Annotated in this window: 14 protein-coding genes; 6 read left to right on the plus strand and 8 right to left on the minus strand. The window is 65.5% G+C overall.

Features of this window, described 5'->3' with window-relative positions; translation table 11 throughout:
* Window positions 1-9: 9 nt before the first annotated feature.
* Window positions 10-1,200 (minus strand): CaiB/BaiF CoA transferase family protein, encoded by a 1,191-nt coding sequence (locus GNX95_RS14940; RefSeq protein ID WP_163507667.1) that lies wholly within the window; start codon window positions 1,198-1,200, stop codon window positions 10-12.
* Between the two features lie 1,192 nt (window positions 1,201-2,392).
* On the opposite strand from GNX95_RS14940, the gene GNX95_RS14945 reads away from it, so the two are divergent.
* The 3 genes from GNX95_RS14945 (at window position 2,393) to GNX95_RS14955 (ending at window position 9,286) form a co-directional block, all read left to right on the plus strand.
* Window positions 2,393-6,964 (plus strand): ATP-dependent helicase, encoded by a 4,572-nt coding sequence (locus GNX95_RS14945; RefSeq protein WP_163507668.1) that lies wholly within the window; start codon window positions 2,393-2,395, stop codon window positions 6,962-6,964.
* A gap of 93 nt (window positions 6,965-7,057) precedes the next feature.
* Window positions 7,058-8,344: an MFS transporter gene (locus tag GNX95_RS14950; protein WP_163507669.1), complete on the plus strand. Its 1,287-nt coding sequence runs from the start codon at window positions 7,058-7,060 to the stop codon at window positions 8,342-8,344.
* A gap of 219 nt (window positions 8,345-8,563) precedes the next feature.
* On the plus strand, window positions 8,564-9,286 hold the full coding sequence (locus tag GNX95_RS14955) for a response regulator (RefSeq protein ID WP_163507670.1): 723 nt from the start codon (window positions 8,564-8,566) through the stop codon (window positions 9,284-9,286).
* On the opposite strand, the gene GNX95_RS14960 is transcribed toward GNX95_RS14955, so the two are convergent.
* The 5 genes from GNX95_RS14960 to GNX95_RS14980 all read right to left on the minus strand — a co-directional run bounded on the left by GNX95_RS14960 (window position 9,283) and on the right by GNX95_RS14980 (window position 13,254).
* Window positions 9,283-9,681: a DedA family protein gene (locus tag GNX95_RS14960; RefSeq protein ID WP_246281606.1), complete on the minus strand. Its 399-nt coding sequence runs from the start codon at window positions 9,679-9,681 to the stop codon at window positions 9,283-9,285. The two genes, GNX95_RS14955 and GNX95_RS14960, sit on opposite strands and share 4 nt — an antisense overlap.
* A 26-nt stretch (window positions 9,682-9,707) precedes the next feature.
* Entirely contained in the window at window positions 9,708-9,893 is a 186-nt protein-coding gene (locus GNX95_RS14965) for a hypothetical protein (RefSeq protein ID WP_163507672.1), read from the minus strand.
* Window positions 9,894-10,826: 933 nt separating this feature from the next.
* The gene (locus GNX95_RS14970; RefSeq protein ID WP_163507673.1) at window positions 10,827-11,807 is read right to left on the minus strand and encodes a hypothetical protein; all 981 of its coding nucleotides are present in this window, start codon (window positions 11,805-11,807) and stop codon (window positions 10,827-10,829) included.
* 83 nt (window positions 11,808-11,890) lie between these two features.
* Complete coding sequence (locus GNX95_RS14975) at window positions 11,891-12,898, minus strand: C40 family peptidase (protein ID WP_163507674.1); 1,008 nt, start codon at window positions 12,896-12,898, stop codon at window positions 11,891-11,893.
* Between the two features lie 59 nt (window positions 12,899-12,957).
* On the minus strand, window positions 12,958-13,254 hold the full coding sequence (locus tag GNX95_RS14980; protein WP_163507675.1) for a trypco2 family protein: 297 nt from the start codon (window positions 13,252-13,254) through the stop codon (window positions 12,958-12,960).
* Between the two features lie 29 nt (window positions 13,255-13,283).
* On the opposite strand from GNX95_RS14980, the gene GNX95_RS14985 reads away from it, so the two are divergent.
* From GNX95_RS14985 to GNX95_RS14995, 3 genes are all read left to right on the plus strand, one after another.
* Window positions 13,284-13,880 (plus strand): DNA-formamidopyrimidine glycosylase family protein, encoded by a 597-nt coding sequence (locus tag GNX95_RS14985; RefSeq protein WP_163507676.1) that lies wholly within the window; start codon window positions 13,284-13,286, stop codon window positions 13,878-13,880.
* Window positions 13,819-15,282 carry a recombinase family protein gene (locus GNX95_RS14990; RefSeq protein ID WP_163507677.1) on the plus strand — a complete coding sequence of 488 codons (1,464 nt, stop codon included), beginning with the start codon at window positions 13,819-13,821 and terminating at the stop codon, window positions 15,280-15,282. Before GNX95_RS14985 ends, GNX95_RS14990 begins: the two co-directional genes overlap by 62 nt.
* 318 nt (window positions 15,283-15,600) lie before the next feature.
* Window positions 15,601-18,072 carry an AAA family ATPase gene (locus tag GNX95_RS14995; protein ID WP_163507678.1) on the plus strand — a complete coding sequence of 824 codons (2,472 nt, stop codon included), beginning with the start codon at window positions 15,601-15,603 and terminating at the stop codon, window positions 18,070-18,072.
* A 789-nt stretch (window positions 18,073-18,861) separates the two neighbouring features.
* Here the strand turns inward: GNX95_RS14995 and GNX95_RS15000 are convergent.
* Both GNX95_RS15000 and GNX95_RS15005 read right to left on the minus strand, forming a co-directional pair.
* Window positions 18,862-21,090: a cell division protein FtsK gene (locus GNX95_RS15000; protein ID WP_163507679.1), complete on the minus strand. Its 2,229-nt coding sequence runs from the start codon at window positions 21,088-21,090 to the stop codon at window positions 18,862-18,864.
* The gene (locus GNX95_RS15005; protein ID WP_163507680.1) at window positions 21,090-21,458 is read right to left on the minus strand and encodes a hypothetical protein; all 369 of its coding nucleotides are present in this window, start codon (window positions 21,456-21,458) and stop codon (window positions 21,090-21,092) included. Before GNX95_RS15005 ends, GNX95_RS15000 begins: the two co-directional genes overlap by 1 nt.
* Window positions 21,459-21,605: the final 147 nt, after the last annotated feature.

The raw sequence follows: 21,605 nt of genomic DNA on the forward strand, positions 1-21,605 counted from the left end.
GGCATGAGCCTACCTAACGTTTCCGCCAACCGTACGGTCGGTATGCAGGGCCTTGATCTGCTCAGGCGTACGGCCGAGGCCGGCGAGCACCGAGTCGGTGTGCTCGCCGAGCGCCGGCACCGGTCCCATCGCCGCCTCGGTGTCGGCGTACGTGAACGGCGGCAGGATCGCCTCGACCGTACCGACCGGCGTCATCACGGGCCGCCACCGGTCGCGCGCTCTGAGCTGCGGATGCTCCGCCAGGCCGCGTACGTCGTTGAGCCGCGCGTTGCCGATGGCCGCTGCGTCGAGCTTGGCCACCAACTCCGCCGTCGACAGCTTGGACGAGACCTCGGTGATCGCCGCGTCGACGGCCTCACGGTCGCGCGTACGCGCGATGTTGGTCGCGAAACCGGGGTCGCGCGCGAGCTCGGCGCGGTCGAGCACATCCGTACACAGCCGGACCCACTCGCGGTCGTTCTGGATGCCGATCAGCACCTCGCCGTCGGTGGTCGGATAACCGGTGTAGGGCACCACCGACGGATGCCCGAGCGCCGACCGCTTCGGTGGCTGGCCGGTGCCTTTCGTGTAATACAGCGGATGCCCCATCCACTCGGCGACAGCGTCCAGCATCGACACCTCGATGCTCGCCCCACCGCCGCCGCGTTCTCTGCGCAGCAGTGCGGAAAGAATCGCGGTGAGCGCGTACATCCCAGCGCCGATGTCCACTGTCGGAATGCCAGTTTTCACCGGCGTGTCTGCCGTACCGGTGACCGAGGCCAGGCCGCCTTCGCCTTGCAGGAGGAGGTCATATCCTGGTTTTTGGCCGTACGGACCACCTTTGCCGTATCCGGACATGTCGACGACAATCAGCCCTGGCTTTTGGGCGCGCAGTTTCTCAGCGGAGAAGCCAAGCCTGGCCGCCGCGCCCGGGCCAAGATTTTGCACGAAGACATCCGCACTCAGGATCAGGTCCTCGACAACCCGCCGCCCCGCGTCGGTCTTGAGATCGACCGCGATCGACTCTTTCCCTCTGTTGAGCCAGAAAAAATGCGCCGCCATCCCGTTCACCGCCGCGTCGTACCCCCTGGCGAAGTCACCACCATCCGTACGCTCGACCTTCACCACCCGCGCACCAAGGTCGGCACAGTGCCTGGTGGCAAGCGGCGCGGCCACGGCCTGCTCGATCCCGACGACGGTGATTCCCTCGAGTGGCAGCACAGGCGTCCTCCTGGTCCGGGTCAGCTTTTATCGTCGCATCGGTGGTGGGGGTGGGGGCGGTGAGATTTCGGACAGTTGTCGGGGTAGGGCGCGGTCGGTGCGTCGAGGGGGCGTGGTTTGGGTCTTCATGGTTGTTGGGGCCTTCATGGTTGTTGCGTTGGGGAGGTGGTTGCGTCTCTATGTTTGTTGCGTGGGTGGGTGGTTGGGTTTTTCGCCTGCGCGGCGGGCGCTCCTGCGCGGAGGGCGACCTCAAGGGAGGGGGCGCGTGGCCGCCAATCATGTGCATTGAGGGTGCGGGCGGCGGTTTGCGGGCGGGGCTGGGTTTTCCGGGCTTGCTCGTTCTCCCCGTCGGCATGGACGCCATCACAGCGTCCAGGGCGGTGCTGGTGTGACTGCTGTGGCTGATAATGCAGGTGAGGCGGCTCGGCTGCGTAATACTTGTTAAACAAGACATCAAAACGGACATTTTTTTGCAGCCCAGCAGTCACAACAGCATTATCAGCCTCAGTAGTCACACCCGTCACAGCTTCTGGGGATCGCTATAGCGTGAAAGCCTTTTTTCTTGCGTCCAACGCAAGTAACTCGACATTCATGCCATCCGCGACCCTCACAAGCCGGACATTTAGCGCTCCACACACCTTCGCATCCCACATACTGGACCCTCACGCCACCCACCGAGACGCCACCGCAGCTCCGGCGCCCCAGCCACACTCCTGGTCCGGTTTGTCCGTTCTCCCCCGTCGGCGAGCTTTGCTTGAGCACATGTGCGCCGGGGCTGCCGCGTACGAAACCCAACCACCCACCCAAGCTCGGCAGCCCCGGCGCACATGTGCTCATCCTCCGGACGCCGACGGGGGAGAACGGACAAACCGGACCACACCACAAACACCCGCGGCACCCAACCGGACCAACAACGAAACCCCGCGCACCCCTCCCCTTGAGGTCGCCCTCCGCGCAGGAGCGCCTGCCGCGAAGGCGAAAAACCTCCCAAACGTAACAATCATGGAACGCAACCAACTTCACCTCAACGACCTCAACCCCTCCTGAGCCCAACCACCTCAACTCCACCCCCCTAAGACCCACCACCTCTACTCGCCCCCTAGGACTCAACCACCCCAACCGCCCCCGCTGAGACCCGACCACCTCGACCGACCCTCGGCAAACTGTCACACCGGCGAGGGAGGATGGGGGTATGCAGATCGGACTGGAGGGGTTTTCGGAGGCGACCCGGTCGTGGTTCGCTGACGCCTTCAGTGCGCCGACGGACGCGCAGATTGGCACCTGGCAGGCCGTGCGGCGAGGTGAGCACGTCCTCACGGTCGCGCCGACCGGCTCGGGCAAGACCTTGGCCGCGTTCCTGGCCTCGGTCGACCGGCTGGCGACGATTCCCCGAGATGAGGACAAGCCGCGGTGCCGTGTCCTGTACGTGAGTCCGCTGAAGGCGCTGGCGGTCGACGTGCAGCGCAACCTGCGCACGCCGCTGACCGGCATCGGCAGAGCGGCGGCGCGGTTGCGGTTGCCTGAGCCGGACGTCACGGTCGCGATGCGCACCGGCGACACGCCGGCCAACGAGCGGCGAGCGTTTGCCAAGAACGGCGCCGACATCCTGATCACCACGCCGGAGAGCCTGTTCCTGCTGCTCACCAGCAACGCGCGCGAGGCGCTGGCCGGCGTTGAGACGGTGATCGTGGACGAGGTGCACGCGATGGCCGGCGGCAAGCGTGGCGTGCATCTGGCGGTCAGCCTGGAGCGGCTCGACGCGTTGCTGGAGCGGCCGGCGCAGCGGATCGGGTTGTCGGCGACCGTACGACCCGTCGAGGAGGTCGCCAGGTTCCTCGGCGGCAGCCAGCCGGTGACGGTCGTCCAGCCGCCGGCACGCAAGACCGTGCGGCTCGACGTGGTGGTGCCGGTCGAGGACATGGCCGAGATGTCAACGGTCCAGCCCAATCCCGGCGACCTCGGCGACGAGGTGGAGTCCAAGTCGATCTGGCCGGCGATCGAGGAACGCGTGTACGAGCTCATCCGCGCGCACCGCAGCACGATCGTGTTCACCAACGGTCGCCGTGCGGCCGAGCGGCTGACCTCGCGGCTCAACGACCTTGCCGAGGAAAACCCACAGCCGCTGAAGCATTTCCCAGCGATGGCGGTCGGCCAGTCCGGGGTCGGCAAAGGTGCGCCGCCGGTGATCGCCAAGGCCCACCACGGCTCGGTCTCCAAGGAGCAGCGGCGGATCGTCGAGGAGGACCTGAAGGCCGGCCGGCTGCCGGCGGTGGTCGCCACCAGCAGCCTGGAGCTCGGCATCGACATGGGAGCCGTCGACCTGGTCATCCAGGTCGAGGCGCCGCCGTCGGTGGCCAGCGGCCTGCAGCGGGTGGGCCGTGCCGGTCATCAGGTCGGCGCCGTGTCGACCGGGGTGATCCTGCCGAAATACCGCGGCGACCTGGTCTCCTGCGCGGTCGTCGCGGAGCGGATGACCGACGGCGCGATCGAGGAGCTGCATTGTCCGCGCAACCCGCTCGACGTGCTGGCGCAGCAGATCGTGGCGATCGTGTCGATGGACGAGTCCACTGTGGACGACATCGAGGCCCTGGTACGCCGCGCCGCGCCGTACGCCGAGCTGCCTCGCTCCGCGCTGGAGGCCACGCTCGACATGCTGGCCGGCCGCTATCCGAGCGACGCGTTCGCCGAGCTGCGGCCGCGGCTCACCTGGGACCGGGTCACCGGCATCCTCACGGCTCGGCCCGGCGCCCAGCGGCTGGCGGTGACCAGCGGCGGCACCATCCCCGACCGCGGCCTGTTCGGCGTGTTCCTGGCCGGAGAGAAGGGATCGCGGGTCGGCGAGCTCGACGAGGAGATGGTGTACGAGTCGCGGGTCGGCGACGTGTTTCTGCTCGGCTCCAGCTCGTGGCAGATCCAGGACATCACGCCGGACAAGGTGATCGTCACGCCGGCGCCGGGCCAGCCGGGCCGCATGCCGTTCTGGAAGGGCGACACCCCGGGACGGCCGCTGGAGCTCGGCCGCGCGGTCGGCGCGTTCGTACGCGAGATGACCTCGACGACCGAGCCGAAAGCCATCGCCAGAGCCAAAACCGCCGGCCTGGATGACTGGGCCGCGACCAACCTGCTGTCCTATCTGGCCGACCAGCGCGAGGCCGCCGGCACGCTGCCGGACGACCACACGATCGTGGTCGAACGGTTCACCGACGAGCTCGGCGACTGGCGCATCTGCCTGCATTCGCCGTTCGGCGCGCCGGTCAACTCTCCCTGGGCTTTGGCGCTGACGGCACGGCTGCGCGAACGGTATGGCATCGATGGCCACGCGGTCGCCTCCGACGACGGCATCGTTTTGCGGTTGCCAGACATGGAAACTCCCCCGCCGGCCGACGTTGTCGTCTTCAGTCCGGAGGAAATCGAGGAAGTCGTCACCGCCGAGCTCGGCGGCTCGGCGGTTTTCGCCGCCAGGTTCAGGGAATGCGCGGCTCGCTCGCTGCTCCTGCCACGCAGGAGGCCGGGCCGCCGCGCGCCGCTGTGGCAGCAGCGCCAGCGCGCCGCGCAGTTGTTGGCGGTCGCCGGAGAATACGGCGAATTCCCGGTCGTGCTCGAAGCGATGCGCGAGTGCCTCAACGACGTGTTCGACCTGCCCGGCCTGACCGCGCTGATGCGCGAGATGGAAAACCGTACGACCAGGGTCGTGGAGGCCCCGACCGCACAGCCGTCACCGTTCGCACGGTCGCTGCTTTTCGGCTATGTCGGCGCTTTCATGTACGAGGGCGACGCGCCGCTGGCCGAGCAGCGCGCGCAGGCCCTCGCGCTGGACACCACACTCCTCGCCGAGTTGCTCGGCCGCGCCGAGCTCCGCGAGCTGCTCGACCCCGACGTGCTCGCGGAAACCGTTCGACAGATCCAATATCTCACCGAGGAGCGGCGAGCGTCCACAGTGGACGATGTGGCCGACCTGCTCCGACTGCTCGGCGGACTGTCGGCCGCGGAGATCGCCGAGCGCGGCGGCCGGCGGGAATGGGTCGACGAGCTGGTCGCGGCCAGGCGAGCGATCCGCGTACGCATCGCCGGCGAAGGCCGGTGGATCGCCATCGAGGACGCCGGCCGCGTACGCGATGCGCTCGGCGTCGCGCTGCCGGTCGGCGTGCCGGACGTGTTCACCGAGCCGGTCGCCGATCCGCTCGGCGACCTGGTGTCGCGCTACGCGCGCACGCACGGACCGTTCACCTCGGCGGCGGTGGCCGAGCGCTTCGGCATCGGGGTGGCCGTGGCCGCCTCGGCGCTGCAGCGGCTCGCCTCGGCCGGGCGACTCACCGCCGGCGAGTTCACGCCAGGTGGAGCCGGCGCGGAGTGGTGCGACACCGAGGTGCTGCGGATGCTGCGCCGCCGCTCGCTGGCCGTGCTGCGCGCCGAGGTCGAGCCGGTCCCGCCGGCCGCGCTCGGCGCGTTCCTGCCGGCCTGGCAGCGGGTCGGTCCGCACCGGCCGTCCGGCGGTGGAGTCGACGCGCTCGCCGACGCCATCGCGACGCTGCAAGGCGTTCCGCTGCCGGCCAGTGCGCTGGAGTCGCTGATCCTGCCGGCGCGCGTGCCGCACTATTCGCCGGCTCTGCTCGACGAGCTGTGTACGGCCGGCGAGGTGCTGTGGGCCGGCAACGGGTCGCTGCCCGGCAACGACGGCTGGATCGCACTGGCCTTCGCCGACACCGCTCCCCTGCTGCTGCCGGAGTTCGCCGACCCGCCGGAAGGCGAGCTGCACACCGCCGTGACCGACGCGCTGGCCGGCGGCCAGGCGCTGTTCTTCCGCGACATCTCCGACCGCGTGGCGGCCGCTCTCGGCGCGGTGCCCGACGACGAGAAGCTGGTCTCGGCGATCTGGGACCTGGTGTGGACCGGCCGGCTCAGCAACGACACGCTGGGGCCGCTGCGTACGCTGCTCGGCGCCGGCCGGACGAGCCACCGGCCGTCCACCAGCTCGGCGCGCCAGGGCTTCCGCAGGGCGAGCCGCCGGCCACGGCTGCCGTCGCGGACCGGGCCACCGACCGTGGCGGGCCGCTGGAGCCTGCTGCCGGAGCGCGAGTCCGAGCCGACGCTGCGTGCACACGCGACGACCGACGCGCTGCTCGAGCGCTATGGCGTGGTCACCAAGGGACCGGTCACCAGCGAAGGCGTGAGCGGCGGCTTCGCCCGGATCTATTCGGTGCTGTCCGCGCTGGAGGACGCCGGCCGCGTACGCCGTGGCTATTTCGTCGAAGGCCTCGGCGGTGCGCAGTTCGCGGTGCCCGGGGCTGTCGACCGGCTGCGCGCGATCGCCGGCGATCTGCAGCGCAACCAGGACGCGCGCCGCGACCTGCTGCCGACGAGCGCCCGCCGACCTGACCAGGGTCCGCGTGCGCTGGTGCTGGCCGCGACCGACCCGGCCAATCCGTACGGTGCCGCGCTCCCCTGGCCGGACCGCTCGGAGGATTCGGTCGGTGGCACGACGCACCGGCCGGGCCGCAAGGCCGGCGCGCTGGTCGTGCTGGTCGACGGCGCCTTGACACTCTACGTCGAGCGCGGCGGTCGTACGCTGCTGTCCTTCACCGCCGAGGTCGAGGCGCTGACCGCGGCGACGTTGGCGCTGGCCGGCGCCGTACGCGATGGCATGCTCGGCTCCCTGTCCGTGCAGAAGGCCGATGGCGCCGCCGTCATGGAGTCGCCGCTCGCCGATCTGTTGGAGCAGGCCGGCTTCCGGCCGACGCCGCGCGGTCTCCGCCTCCGCAACTGACAAACCGCCACATTCTCACCATGCCAGATGTGTCTCATCAATCTTTAGCGCCTTCGACTCAAGTTTTCTGCGTTGATCGTTTAGGGTCACGGCATGACCCTTCTGACCTCTCGACGGCTCGGACTGCTACGCGAGCACGACTTCCGGCAGCTGTGGACGGCCGACCTGATCAGCCAACTCGGCACGCGTACGGCGCTGCTCGCGATGCCGCTGCTCGCGGTCGTCACACTCCACGCGAGCACCTTCGAGACCGCGCTGCTGACCGCCGCCGGCACGGCCGGCTCGCTGCTGTTTGGCCTGCCGGCCGGCGCCTGGCTCGACCGGATCCGCAGCCGTCCGGTGCTGATCGTCACCGACCTGGCGCGCACCTGCCTGCTGCTGTCGATCCCGGTCGCCAGCCTGCTCGGCGCGGTCAGCATGCCGCAGCTGTACGCCGTCGCGTTCGTCGCGAGCGTCTGCACGGTCTTCTTCAACATCGGCCAGATGACGTACGTGGCGCGGCTGCTGCGGCCGGAGCGGCTGGTCGAGGCCAACACGAAGCTGGCCAGCAACGCGTCCGTCGCCGCGGTCGCCGGCAGCGCGGTCGGCGGCTGGGTCGTACAGGTGCTGACCGCGCCGATCGCCATCGCCGTCGACGCGCTCAGCTATCTGCTGTCCGCGCTCGGCCTGGTGCGGATCCGCGCGGCCGAGCCGCCGATCGAGCCGCCGATCGAGCCGCCGATCGAGCCGCCGATCGAGCCGGCGCCACGCCACCTCGGCCGCGAGATCGCCGACGGACTCCGCTTCGTCGGCGGCCATCCGGTGCTGCGCGCGCTCGGCCTCAACATCGCGATCTGGGTGCTGTTCCAGGGCGCCGACAACGGCATCATGATCGTCTTCCTGGTCCGCGAGGTGCACCTGAACGCGGCCACCATCGGCCTGCTCGGCACCATCGGTCTGATCGGCGCGCTGCTGGCCACCGCCGCCACCGGCAGGATCACCGCACGGATCGGTGAGGCGCGGACGATCCTGCTGGCCGGTTTCGTCGCCGCCGCCGCGTTCCTCTGCTATCCGCTGACCGGTCCAGGATGGTCGCTCGGCTGGTTCGTGCTGGCCGGTTTTCTGGCCGCGTTTGCCATCGTCGCGTCCAACATCGTCCAGACCAGCTATCGCCAGCGGCTGACGCCGGCGCACCTGCAGGGCCGGGCCGGCTCGGTGATGACGATGCTGAGTTGGGGGATGCTGCCGGCCGGCAGCGTGCTCGGCGGCGCGGTCGCCAGCCTGCTCGACCTGCGTACGACCCTGTTCGTCAACGGCGTCGGCGTAGCGCTGTCGGTGCTGCCGTTGCTACTCTCGCCGCTCCGGTCGGCCGCAACGAAAGCATCTGTTGATCATGAATGATTCGCCGCGTGATCGGCAAAAACGACGCGCCATCCGAGAATTGCGCGTTTATTTTGCTCTTTTTGCTCGCGGCTTTCGGTGTAGTTACAGGGGATCTCGTTAAACGTCGGTGATCAGCTTGGAGTAGCGTCTGTCCGTCATGCCACCGCATTCCGTCCAGCAGTCCCGGTGGGTCAGCGACCACCGGGCCGCTGTCGTGCGCATCGACGGCGGTGGTCGATGATTCGCGCGTTGGTGGTCGACCAGGACGTCCTCGTCGCCTCCATGCACGCCGGTTTTGTCGAAGGAGTGCCCGGTTTCTCGGTGCTCGGCACGGCGCACTCCGGCCGCGAGGCGCGCGTACGCGTCGGCGAGCTGTCGCCCGACCTGCTGCTGCTCGACCTCTACCTGCCGGACGAGTCCGGCCTGCAACTGCTCTCCGACCTCGACGTCGACACCATCGTGCTGACCGCGGCGGCCGACGCGCGTACGGTGCAGAGTGCATTGCGGGCCGGCGCGCTGAATTACCTCATCAAGCCGTTCACCGCGGCACAGCTGGGCACCCGGCTGACCGCGTACGCGCGTTATCGCGCACTGATCGGCAGCGCGCAGACCCTGCGGCAAAACGACATCGACCGGTCCGTGCGCGCGCTGCACGACAATGACCGCTCCAGCACCACAAAAGGCCAGTCGCCGGTGACCGCGCGGCTGGTCACCGACGCACTGCGCCGCGCCGGCCGGCCGCGCTCGGCCATCGAAATCGCCACCGAGCTGGGGATCGCGCGCGCCACCGCACAGCGTTATCTCGGTGCGTTGGCCGAAAACGGCGAGGCTCGCATCGGTCTGCGCTATGGCGCCACCGGCCGGCCGGAGCACGAATACACCTGGCTCGGCGATCCCGCCACCGCCGACGCCGCACTGCCCGAAGCGCAGCGCTCCCCCGGCGCCCCGCCACCTTCCTAGCGTTTTGTCAGCCGCCAGGCCAGAATCGCGACAGCCACGATCAGGATCGCTGGCAGCCCAAGGAAACCGACGGCACGCAACACGGTGTCATATGCGGCCCCGGCGAGATAACCAAGGGTCGTCACGCCACCGGCCCAGATCATCCCGCCGGCGCAATCCGCTGCGGTGAAACGAAAATACGGCACGCCAGCGCGACCGGCGAAGCGCGGCACGAGCGTACGCACGACCGCCACACAATGCGCCGCACCAACCGCCGAACGCGCTCGCCGCCGAATGCCGTCGAGCAACATCTCCTCACGCTCGGCGCCGATTTTCCGTTCCACCAAACGGGTCAGCCAACCAGGATGACTGAACGCACGGCGACCGCGGAAAAACCCGTACTGACTGCCGGTCACCGTCGCCGCAATCGCCGCGACAATTGCTACATACAAAGGAAAGCGCCGCCGCGAGCGAACAGACCAAGCGCCATCGCGACACTGGCGCCAGGCAGAATCACGCCGATCAACAGGCCGGATTCTGCCGCGAGCATGACCGCTGCGAGAAGCAGCACGATGGGGGCTGGGAGGAGTGCGAGCAGGCCGGAGAGGAGCGTGGTGATAGTTGGCATCAGCGGTGCGCGAGGTCGGAGTGGGGGGTCATCGGGTCCAAGTTTAGGGATCGCGGCGGTGAGGAGAGGTGGCGCCAAGGGGTGGCGCGGAGAGCGGGTTGGCTTCTGGTGGGTGCGATGCGAGAGGGGTGGGTTTCTGGGGGTGCGGTGCGGAGACGGGTGAGTTTCTGGGGGTGCGGTGGGTGGCGGGGGTCGTCGTGTTGCGATGTGTTCGCCCCGTTGTTCGGTGGGGAGGTGGAGGGCTCGACCGTTTGTTGCGGTCAAGGGGGTGGTTGCGTCTCTTGTTTGTTGCGTGGGTGGGTGGTTGGGTTTTTCGCCTGCGCGGCGGGCGCTCCTGCGCGGAGGGCGACCTCAAGGGAGGGGGCGCGGGAACGCCAATCGGTGTGCATGGGGGATGCGGGCGGCGGTTTCGTGCGGGGCTGGGTTCTCCAGGCTTGCTCGGTCACGTATGGGAAGCAACCCGTCGGCATGGACACCAAACGATCTTGCTGTTGCGCTAAATGTCCGCCTTGCCGGTTTGTGTTTTGGTAGTGAGGCCTCCTTACGTGCGTCTGACGCACGCATGGGGGCCTTGCGAACATCGAGTGGTGGCGGGGATGGCGCTGGTGTGACCGGTGTGGCTGACAATGCGGGTGAGGCGGCCTGACTGCGTAATACTTGTTTAACAAGGCATCAAAACGGGCATCCGTTACTGGCCAACAGTCGCAACAGCATTACCAGCCTCAGTAGTCACAGCTATCACAGGCTCCGGTGCTCACAGCGGTGCGAAAGCCTTGTTTCTTGCGTCCAGCGCTAGTAACTCGACATTCACGACGTCCGCGAACTTCGCAAGTTGGACATTTAGCGCTACACCGGCAACTGGATCTCACATAGTGGACTTTCTTGCCAACTACCGGGACGCCACGCCTCTCGTGCCGCCTAGCCACGACCAAACTAACAGGCGCCGGGGAGGTCAGGCGCCGTCTTCGGGTTGTACGCGGCGGTCGGCGGCGCCGTTGTGTGGCCGTCCTTGTCCAGCGGTCCCAGGGTCAGATAGCCCTGGCCAAACTTGCCGCAGTCCTTGTTGTACGCGTTCCACTCGCCACCGCCGGTACGCAGGCCGCGCTCGGTCGCGACCACCTTGGCCGGCTGATACCACTCGTACGTCTCGACCGTGTGTAGCACCACGAGCTCACCGCCGGGCATGGTGGCGCTGGGAGTCGCGCCGCTGCGTACGAGCGGATAGACCCAAACATAGTCAGCCTTGATCACGAGCTGCTGATCGGTGCCAAGGCTGACGTCCATCGTGCCAGAGATCCGGATCTGCGTAGAAGCGAGCTTGGTCCCCGGCACCAGCCGGGTCGCATAGCCGAGTGCGCCGGCGCCGTTCTGCAGGGCTGAGCCGATCATCGGTCGCAGACTGGGGGCGAGCTTGCTCAGGTAGGTCGTGGTGTCGCCCTTCTCCAGCATCGCCGGGTCGAGGCGCGCGGCGACCAGGGTCTGCTTGGTGAGCTTGGTCGCCGCCTCCACGTCGGCCGCGCTGAACGGTCCGAGCTTGGCGGCCGGAGGTGGCAGGATGCCGGTCGCGCCGATCGGGAAGGTGGCGGCCGGGGTGTCGGCGTATGCGCTGGTGGCGCTGGACTGGTTGGCGACCGTGGCGGGCAGGCCGCCGCCGGACCGGTTGAAGAAGACGCCGCGTACGCCAGGAGCCAGCAACAGCCCGACGACGACCGCGGCGACTCCGGCGACGACGGCGAGCCGGATCACCTTGCGCCGCTGCAGCCGCGCGACCCTGGTGCCGTGCTGCGGTTTGGACGCCTGCCGCGCCTTGGTCGGCTGAGCCGAGCGGCGCAACAGGCGGTCCAGCAGACCCCGTGTGGGGCCGGAGTCGTCAGGTGACGGGTGCGCACGGCGAGCGCTGTCCTCAGGCGGCATCGCTTGCGCTGGCTTCCTTCCGTCGACCCCGGGTGTGGGTGTGCCAGACCCGACGGTAACACCGGGGTACGGCGGCAGGAAAACTACAGGTAACGGACAGCGCCGGCGTACTCGTCGGCATACCGGTGCTGGTCGACCTTCACGATCTCCAGCGGGCTCTCCTGCGTGGCGCTGTTGCCCGGCGCGTCGATCTCGTAGCCGTCGCCGATGTACATGCCGACGTGGTGGACCGAGCCGGTGCCGTGGTTGTACGCGTAGAAAATCAGGTCGCCAACCTGCAGGTCAGCCTTGTCCACCGGCGTGCCGGCGACCTTCTGCGGACCGGCGTCGCGCGGGATCGTCATGCCGTTGAGCGCATAGACGGTGTGCGTGAAACCGGAGCAGTCGAAGCCGAAGGCGGACGTGCCGGCCCACAGATAGTGCAGTCCGACGAACTTCTTCGCGGTGCGTACGAGGTCGGCGCCGGTCGGCCGCGGGATGTCGGAGGCCTTGGCGAAGACGCGTACGTCCTTGGCTGGCAGCCACCGAGAGCCGCGGTCCGGAGTCGCCACGAGGACGGCGGCGGCCGTACGCGCCAACACCGGCAGCCGCGTGTTGGCGGACAGCTCCATCTCGTGGTGCCGGCCGGCCGCGTCCTTGGACAGCCAGGTGGTGTTGGACGTCACCAACGCGAACGGCCGCGCGGCCTGCAACTCGCCGAAGACCGGATTGGTGAGTAGCTGCCGCGCCGGCACCCAGCCCGGATAGCCGAGCGTGTTACGCGGCGTCGGTTGGCCGACGACCGCGACGTGGACCCAGTCGCCCTGGCGCTCCAGAATGCGGACCGGATTTCCGTACAACGCCTGGGTTTCCAGCATGCCGACCAGATCGACGCGCTGGCCGAGCGTCATGTCGGTGGTCCATTTCCGGATATTCACCGGATTCGACACCGCCGGCGCGTCCACCGGCCGGTCGATCGCCGGATCGACCCATGACGTAGCAACGGAAACGCTGACATATTCGGTGGAATCGTCGGCCTGCGCCACCGCCGGCACGCTGGCCAACCCAAAAGCAATGACGAAAACCAAGAAGAGCCGGAAAACGATTTTCATAGGAGGTATTCGACCGAGGTCAGCCGTCGCTGTCCAGCCGTTGGCGCTGACCGGCCACGTCAACGCTCGGTTGGCTTCGCCTCGCCAGAGACGTACGCGGACGCGCCGCCAGGCAACTGCGGCTGCAGCGTCAGCTTGATCCGCTGCGTCGCCGCCTTCGCGACCGACGCGTCGGCGCCGGCCTCGACGACCCAGAACCTCACCTTCGCGCCGGGCTTGGCCTCCTTGCTGACCGCGACCGTGGTCTCCAGCTCGACCGGACCCAGCTGGAAATGCAGTCCCTGCTGGTTGGCCTGCGCGACCGCGCGACCCAGCTCGTCACGCAGATCGCGGATCAGGTCAGCCAGCTCAACCACGGTTGTCGATGGTAGGCGATCATGGCCATATGCCAGAAGGCGACACCGTCTGGCTGACGGCCGACAAACTGCACCGAGCGCTGGCCGGCGGCCGGCTCACGCGTACCGACTTCCGCCTCCCCCAGCTCGCCACCACCGACCTCACCGGCCGCACGGTCACCGAAGTTGTCGCGCGCGGCAAACACATCCTCGTGCGTACGGACGACAACCTCACCCTGCACAACCACCTGCGGATGGACGGCTCGTGGACGATCACCGCGGCCGACGGTCGCCGGCTGATGGGACGTACGCATCCGGCACACCACCTGCGCGTGCTGCTGGCGACCGACCGGGTCACCGCTCGCGGCTTTCGCGTACACGACGTCGTCATCGTCCCCACCGACCGCGAGTCGGAGCTGGTCGGCCACCTCGGACCCGACCCGCTCGGCGCCGACTGGTCGGCGGAGGAGGCCGTACGCCGGCTGGCCACCGACCCGGCGCGCGAGATCGGCCCGGCACTGCTGGACCAACGAAACCTCGCCGGAATCAGCGTAGAATTAGTGACCCTAGGGAGAGGGTCACGGGATGGGCAAGGCCAGAGGCAAGGTGCTCGATATATATGCGCGGGTAAGTCGTCTTGGCGATGACCGCCAGCGATCGACCACCGGGCAGGTTGATGACTGCACTGCGCGCGTTGAAGAACGAGACGCCACGGTCGGCGAAGTCTTCGTAGACAGCGGCCGGTCCGCCTGGAATCCGCGAGTGAAGCGCAAGGACTGGGACAAGCTCATGCGCCGGCTTGAGGACGGCGAGTCCGATGGCGTCGTCGTCTTCGATCTCGCTCGCTTCTCCCGCCGGCCAATCGAAGGCGAGCGCCTGATCACGGCCGCCGAGCGCGGCCTACTCGTACTCGACTCGGAGGACGAGTACGACCTGACGACGGCCAGCGGTAAGAAGGCGTTCCGAGATCAGCTCAACACTGCCGCGTACGAGTCAGACCGGCTCTCCACCCGTGTCAAGCGAGGCAAGAAGCTTAAGGCGTCTCGCGGCGAGTCGAACGCATCATGGCGGGCCTTCGGCTGGGAACCCGATGGAACCCTGCGGGAGGATGAGGCGGCCCTTGTCCGCGACCTTGTTACTCGGGTCCTCGCAGGTGAGACCCAAGACGACCTAGTCGTTGAGTTGAACTCGCGAGGCATCCCCACCTCGACAGGTAAGCACTGGACCCGCGCGAACCTGAAGCAGATCCTTACCCGTCCACGCAATGCCGGACTAGCGGTCTACCAAGGCGAGGTGGTCGGCGACCTGAAGGGCATCGAGCCGATCATCGAGAGAGAGGTGTGGGACCGAGTCGACGCGCTGTTTGCGTCACGGCGTCGCGGACGGCCGAACTCATCTGTGTATCTGTGTTCGGGCCTCGTCTTCTGCGGCCTGTGCTCGCATGTCCTGACCGGTAGGCCACGGGCGAACATGAAGCCGTATCCGGATGGCGGTGTTCGACGCGGCTACTGGTGCCAGCCGCGCTCCTATGACGGCGGCTGTGGTCGCATCTCAGTCGATCAGCGCGAGCTGGACAAGCACGTTGGTGTACTTGTGGTGAAGATCCTCGCCGACCCCCGGCACGCCGCAGCGATCGAGGCCGCAAACAAGCCGGTCCGCGAGGAACGGCAGCGGCTCCAAACAGCCATAGCTGAGTGCGAAGAACTTGCCGACGAGCTAGCCGGACGACTCGGCCGCCGCGAGATCACCATGAGCCGGTACGACATCGCGATGAAGCCGATCGACCGAGACCTAGCTAAGTACCATGCTCAACTCACAGCTCTTCCCGATGTCTCAGATGACAAGGTTTCAGCCGAAATGACGGCGGCATCCTTATCAGAGTGGACCGAACGCTGGAAGGCTGCCACGGTGCCCGAGAAGCGCACCTTAATACGGCAGGCACTCGGCAGTCGTCGGCTTATCGTCAACCCCGCCAAGCCCAAGGCTCCTCGAGTCTTCGATCCAATGCGCATCACTATTGACCGGCCTATCGACGGACAATCCCTGTAGGAGATGCCTCGCCCTCGGCTTCACCGACCCAAGATGGTGTCGTCTCCCAGGTTAAGGGTCGGCCGCATCGATTGACCTTCACGACTGGAGGGCAAGGATTCAAACGTAGCCGCCTTCCAAATCATATGAATTGACACATGTAGCCACCTATACTACATCCGACAATGTATCAAACAAGGTTATATTGGCATTCGCTCCTCATTAGGCCGTTAGACCTAATGACGGCCGCAGCTGTGGCCGCGTTCTGACCGAATGACCCAACTCCGCAGCGGCCGCGAAGTCCTAGACTCCTAGCACACACGCGTAGGAGGTGTATTCATGCAGCCCATCGACGCAGCTCATGAGAGATTTGTAAATCTGAGGGAAGCCGTGTCGGGCTACATTAATTCGGTAGAAACAGAAGCCGATACTCGGCTAAAGATAATCGACCGCATCCTTGTTGAAGTGTTAATGTGGCCGCACGGTGAAATTCTGACCGAAGCAGCCGTGGATTCTGGATACGCTGACTACGCATTCCTGATAGATAAGCGCTGCCGCATGATACTTGAGGCAAAATCAGACGGACGATCAATGGGCTGCGAGAATCGAAAGGCGTCTCGCAGCGGCTTCAAACTCTCCGGACCAGTTTTTAAGAATTCTACGGCGCGCGAGGGAATCTCACAGGCGATTCGATACTGTGGTGAGAAGAATGCTGAGCTAGCGTGTGTCACGAACGGACGTGAGTGGATCGTCTTTAGGGGCAACCGACTAGGAGACGGCATCGACACTCGTTCCGGGATGGCGTTCATATTCCCGAACCTAGTCGCGATTGAGGAGAATTTCGAATTCTTCTATGACCTCCTTTCATACGAATCGAGTTCCACATTGTCCTATCGACCCTACTTCCAAGAGGCGGAAGGACAGCCGATACGTACCTCCCTTTTCAACAAGTCGCTACGGCCTGAGGGATCGGCACGTTTCCAGAGCGGCGGTGAACTCGCCGCCGACATTGATAAGGTCATGTCTACTTTCTTTCGCCGCCTTACCGGTGATCAAGATCCTGATCTCCTAGAGATTTGCTTTGTCGAAACGCGGGAGAGTTACTACGCCGAACGCCAACTGGCGCGCGTTGCCGAAAACATCGTCGGCCGGCTACGATCGATTGACACACACGAAGGCACAGTGCTATCCGACATAATAAAGTCCGCGCGAGACACGCAACGGCACGAATTCGTCCTCATCGTTGGCACCAAGGGAGCCGGGAAGACGACATTTGTGAGTCGGTTCTTCGCCAGGGTGCTCCCTCAGTCCATTCAGCAACATTGCACCATCTTACGAGTTGACCTCCGGGAGAGCACCGGGGATTTATCCACAGCGGAGTCCTGGCTGGACACGAAGATCATCCGCGAGACCGAGCGGGTCCTCTTCAGAGGATCTCCAGAGTACGCCGAGATCCAAGGAATGTTCTTCGATGAGTATGTGCGCCTCTCAAAAGGGCCATGGTCGTCAATTTACGCCTCCGATCGTGAAGGCTTTAAGCTCCGATTCGGCGATCACGTCGAAGCGATCAGGAGCAATAAACCCCATGAATACGTCCAAGGCTTGGTCCGACATATCGTCAATAACCGCAAAAAGCTACCTGTAATCGTATTCGACAACGCCGATCATTTTACCATTGAGTTTCAACAGTTCATATATCGCTACGCCAGATCGATATACGAGCAGTCGATCTGTCTAATAATACTGCCAATCACGGACAGAACCAGTTGGCAGCTATCGAAGCACGGCACCTTCCAGTCGTTCGAACATGAGACACTGTTTTTGCCGACCCCACCGACAGAAGAGGTCATCCGAAAGCGAATCAAATTCATGGAAGAGCGGCTTGAGCTGGAGCGGGATCGACCGAGCGATCGCTATTTCGTGGGAAACGGTATATCGTTATCGATCGACGATTTAACGGCATTCACACGCAGCTTGCAGCGCATTTTCCTCGAAACATCGAGCGTTTCATCGTGGATCGGAGACTTAGCCAACCATGACGTCAGGCGGACCCTAAAAATTGCACGTGATTTCATTACATCCCCGCACCTTAAGGTACACGATCTCCTGAGAGCATACATTGCCCGGAACGGCATCGAATTGCCGCCCGTTCGCGCCGCCAGGGCACTAATACGAGGAAAATATGACATCTACCCCGTTAACCACGACAACTTTGTTCAGAACATCTTCAACCTAAACAATGACCTACCCACGTCACCGCTTCTCGGAATGCGTATTCTACAACTACTCGACGACGCTCCACGCAAGGAACATGAAGGTGCATTGCTGGATCTCGATCAGATTCTTGCCTATTGCGTAGGCCTCGATATCGAGAATCGCGCAACAACACTGTGGCTAGATACCCTATTGAAAACGCGATTGGTTCTTAACTACGATCCTACCGTCGACGACATCTCACACGCTAAGCAACTGGAGATCTCACCCGCCGGAAAGCAACATCTCTTCTGGGGATATGGGAACTATGAATATCTCAGCGCCATGGCAGATGTTACACCACTACTTAGCGAGATGACCTTTACGAAACTTCGCGAGGAGGCTAACTCCACGAACAAATGGCGGACCAAGGTCGCGATATTCATCGACTATCTGGTCGCCGAAGACGCGCTCTACTGTACGGTGCCTGACCACGTTGCATATCAGAGTCAAGCCCGCGTGGTTGCATCCTTGTCGTCGGTAGCACGACGGTTGCGCGAATCAGTTGATAACTGGCAACGAAACGGCGATCGGCGTCACCCACGCCGTGCTTCGTAGAACGAGCTTGTCTGTTTCCAGTCTCTCCGCCTACCCGCGGCTGAGCAAACCGTCAATAAGATTCCGTGTCGAGGCGGCCGACTCCCCGGTGACAGTCAAGGCATGCTCGGGGATCTCGCCCGCTCCTAGGTCACTAGTCACTCGCCTGCTGGACTCATACGCGACGGGCGTCAATTCGGCGGACAATGTGTGCGACTATCTGTATCTGCCGCTCGGTCATCGCCGGCATGGACATACAGAGACGATCGAAATAGGCCAGAGCTTCAGGGCTCACGCCAAGTTCCTCGGCGATCTCGACACACTTCCGGGCCATGGTGGGCTCTGCGTCTGGCGTCTCGTTGAAGTCGGCCGATGCTCTGCGCGTCTGTTACCTCCCCCGAAACTCACGGCCGCGGGCAGATACATACGCCTTACGGATGCGACGTGCGTAGTTGAGGAGGTGACGGCCGGTGCGGAGGCGGCGGCCGGTGCTTTCGCAGGGTGGGCATTCGCGCATGGATAGGCCGAAGGCGGAGCGGATGCGGCCGGTGCCTTCGCAGCGTCCGCAGTGCTTGAACGGCCGGTTGTAGCAAGTGTGGAGATAGCCGAGTGTGATCAGGATTGGTGCGAGGATGATGGTGATAGTGAGGAGCGTGGTCAGGGTCAAAATTCGCCTCCAGGGCGGGGTTTGGGAGTTGCTCCGCGGTAGCCTGCTATCCGCTAACAAGCAGGTCAGTGCGGGCTTTCGGTGCTAGCAGAGGTGCTATCGATAGCAGTCGCGGCTGCTATCGATAGCACCGCTTTGGCGGGTTAGTCGGTCGACTTTCGGTCACGTTGTGCGATGGCGGCGACGATGTCGTCGCGGGCCGGGCCGCGACGGTTGGTCATGACGCCGTCGATGCGTCGGCCGATCTGGCCGACCGTGATGCCGTACGGCTTGAGTGCGGCCGTCAGCTGCTCCGGCTTCCAGCCGCCGTACACGTCGGCGCGGAGCTGGTTCAGCCGGTCGAGCAGGGTTTCGTTCCATTCCCGCTCGACCCCGGACGGCCAGACGGTCATCAGGTCGCGGAGAACGTCATAGCCGGGTCCGACCTGGCGCTGTGCGGGTTCGGTCGGCAGGGTGCCGGCGATGGCCCGGAGCGCGACCGCGCGCCCTACCACGGCTTCAGCTGCGGCCTGGTCCACGTCGTAGGCGTGAGCCGGTGCCGGCTTGCCCATGCCGACCGTGATTCCCCAGCCCGGCTCCTCTGGGCCGAACTCTGTTGCCCTGTAGCCGTTCCGGTACATGGACGTTCCGAGAATCATGTCGTTGGCGATCTGGTCCGCCACGGCAAGGCAAAACCGAGTGTTGACGTTGCGGGTGATACCAGGCGGCAGGCTGTCCTTGTCCGGGATCTGTGTGCCGAGCAGGAGGGTGACGCCGAGCGCGCGGCCGAGTTTGATGATCTTTTCCAGCAGTTCTCCGGCTCGTTTGCCGTGGACCGGGTGGGTGATCAACTCCTGGATCTCATCGATGTTCACGACGAGCGGATGCAGGCCGGAGCCTTTCAGGGAGGCCAGTTCTGGGGTGACTTTGTTCTCTGGTGCCATGCCTTTGGCTGCGTAGAAGGCGACTCGCTTGGAGCGGCGCTGGCAGTCGACGTAGAGCCAGTCCAGCATGCCGGCGGCTCCGGCGACGGTGTCGTCATCGAAGCCGTTGCCGTACTCGGCGAGCACCTGCTCCAGGACCTTGAAGTCCCCTGTTCCTTTCAGCTCGTAGCAGCGAATTTCTACGCGCGGGTCGAGGGCTGCGGCCAGGATCGGGATCCGCAGCGCGCGGGACTTACCGGAGCCCGGCATGCCACCGAACAACCAGTTGCGCGCGATCATTTGCCCGTAGATGGGCCGCAAACGCGGGTCGGTGGCGAACGGGAACGGCTCGAAGATGTCCACCTTGGGGCCGTGCAGCAGCGGCCACGGCGGGGCTTTCATCGCAGAGGCGGGCTCGTGTCCGACCCACAACCGCAGCCGGCCGGTGTGTGCGCGGTCGGGTTCGGGCCAGACCTGGTCCAGCGGCAGCCGCAGCGCGGATGCCAGCCGGCCACGTCGAGCGATCACATCGGCGGCCTCGACGCCGTACGGCAGATCCACCACAGCCATGTGCCCGGGGCCGTCTCGGTGGATCTCCACCGGGAACGTGATCGCCGCCGGGTCTTTGGATACCGCCTGGTTGATACCGGCCAGCTGGATGCTGGTCAGGCCACGACGGACCAACTCCGCGGTCAGCTTGCGGTAGCGCGGACCGTTGGCGACCCGGTCGACGATCGGCTTGTCGGTCGGCCGACCTGACCGCGCGAACAGCAGCGCCATGATGGAGTAGAAGACCCACCGCGCTACGTCCGGGATCGGGACGTACAGGAACACCATGCCGGCGACGAAGGCCGCGATGGAGCCGGCGACGACGATGATCCAGCGGAATCGGGACTGGTCGGCGCGACGCTGGTCCAGCCGCAACCAGGTAGCCGGATCGTTGTGGTCGGCGGCCCATTGCCGCAGAGCCCAGTTACCCTCCTCAGCGGTGGCCCACCGCAGCATCCGGCCGAACAGTCGGAAGGCGCCGACCGGTGCGTACACGGCGATTTTGGCTACGTACTTGGGAATTCGGACCGCATGATACCCGGCAAGGTAGAGCATGTCCTTGATCGCCCACCGTACGGCGGCGGCCAGATCGGCGCGGGAGAGCAGCCACGGCGGGATGATCGGCCGCCGCGTACGGGCACGCGCTCGCCACTTGCGGCCGGCCCACCGCGAGCCGACATGGACCGGCTCGTCAGGAGGGTCAACCGGCGGACCGATCACCATCGGCGCGACCTCCACCGATTCCCGGTCCGCGGCGTCGGGCGAGTTGCCGTCGCCGTGGTCGGGTTGCCGCTGGGCCGGAATCAGCTCCTTGCCGTTGGTGCGGCGTCGGAGCGCGTCCAGGTCCAGAATTTCCGCGCCATCACTGTCAAATGGGTCGAAGTCGCGGCTGTCGCCGTCGTCGGGCGGTCGGGTAGCCATCAGCACCACCCGCCGTCGATACGGCCGGACTCGTACCGATCATCAGACACGGCCATCTCGTCAGGGTCGGCCCACAACTCGTCAGGCTCGTCCGGGTCGACGCAGTACTGGTAGTCAGTGAAGTAGGCGTCGGGGTAGTCCGGCGGCCAGTTGTCGGCCAGCCGGTGTCCGTCCGGCGGGTGCGGCAGCTCGTCAACGAGGTACGCCAGCGGGTTGGGCTCGCCGTCCAGATCGGCGCAGATGGTGGCGTACCCGGCGGCGATCAGGTTCGCGTGCGCTTGACGCAGGAGCCAATAGGCGACCTGCAAGCCGGTGTCCGGGCCATTGTCGTGAGGTTCGGTCGTGAGGTTGGGATGCTGGGTAGTCATAGGGTTTTCTTTCTGGGTAGGAGTAATGGCGGCTGCCTTTCTGCCCCGGCGCGGGGCTTGTCGTTGATGAGGTACGTCAGGATCGGTAGTGCGCGGGTGGTGCGTGATAGGCCATCGCCTCCAAGAAGTGGTTTTCCAACGGCTCCG

The sequence above is a fragment of the Fodinicola acaciae genome, assembly GCF_010993745.1.
GTDB classification, from domain to species: Bacteria; Actinomycetota; Actinomycetes; order Mycobacteriales; family HKI-0501; genus Fodinicola; species Fodinicola acaciae.

Bases quoted from the DNA above. Each gene is read 5' to 3' on its own strand.
- GNX95_RS14945 (WP_163507668.1), top strand. From the start codon at position 2,393: ATGCAGATCGGACTGGAGGGGTTTTCGGAGGCGACCCGGTCGTGGTTC.
- GNX95_RS14950 (WP_163507669.1), top strand. From the start codon at position 7,058: ATGACCCTTCTGACCTCTCGACGGCTCGGACTGCTACGCGAGCACGAC.
- GNX95_RS14955 (WP_163507670.1), top strand. From the start codon at position 8,564: ATGATTCGCGCGTTGGTGGTCGACCAGGACGTCCTCGTCGCCTCCATG.
- GNX95_RS14965 (WP_163507672.1), bottom strand. From the start codon at position 9,893: ATGCCAACTATCACCACGCTCCTCTCCGGCCTGCTCGCACTCCTCCCA.
- GNX95_RS14970 (WP_163507673.1), bottom strand. From the start codon at position 11,807: ATGCCGCCTGAGGACAGCGCTCGCCGTGCGCACCCGTCACCTGACGAC.
- GNX95_RS14975 (WP_163507674.1), bottom strand. From the start codon at position 12,898: ATGAAAATCGTTTTCCGGCTCTTCTTGGTTTTCGTCATTGCTTTTGGG.
- GNX95_RS14985 (WP_163507676.1), top strand. From the start codon at position 13,284: ATGCCAGAAGGCGACACCGTCTGGCTGACGGCCGACAAACTGCACCGA.
- GNX95_RS14990 (WP_163507677.1), top strand. From the start codon at position 13,819: ATGGGCAAGGCCAGAGGCAAGGTGCTCGATATATATGCGCGGGTAAGT.
- GNX95_RS14995 (WP_163507678.1), top strand. From the start codon at position 15,601: ATGCAGCCCATCGACGCAGCTCATGAGAGATTTGTAAATCTGAGGGAA.
- GNX95_RS15000 (WP_163507679.1), bottom strand. From the start codon at position 21,090: ATGGCTACCCGACCGCCCGACGACGGCGACAGCCGCGACTTCGACCCA.
- GNX95_RS15005 (WP_163507680.1), bottom strand. From the start codon at position 21,458: ATGACTACCCAGCATCCCAACCTCACGACCGAACCTCACGACAATGGC.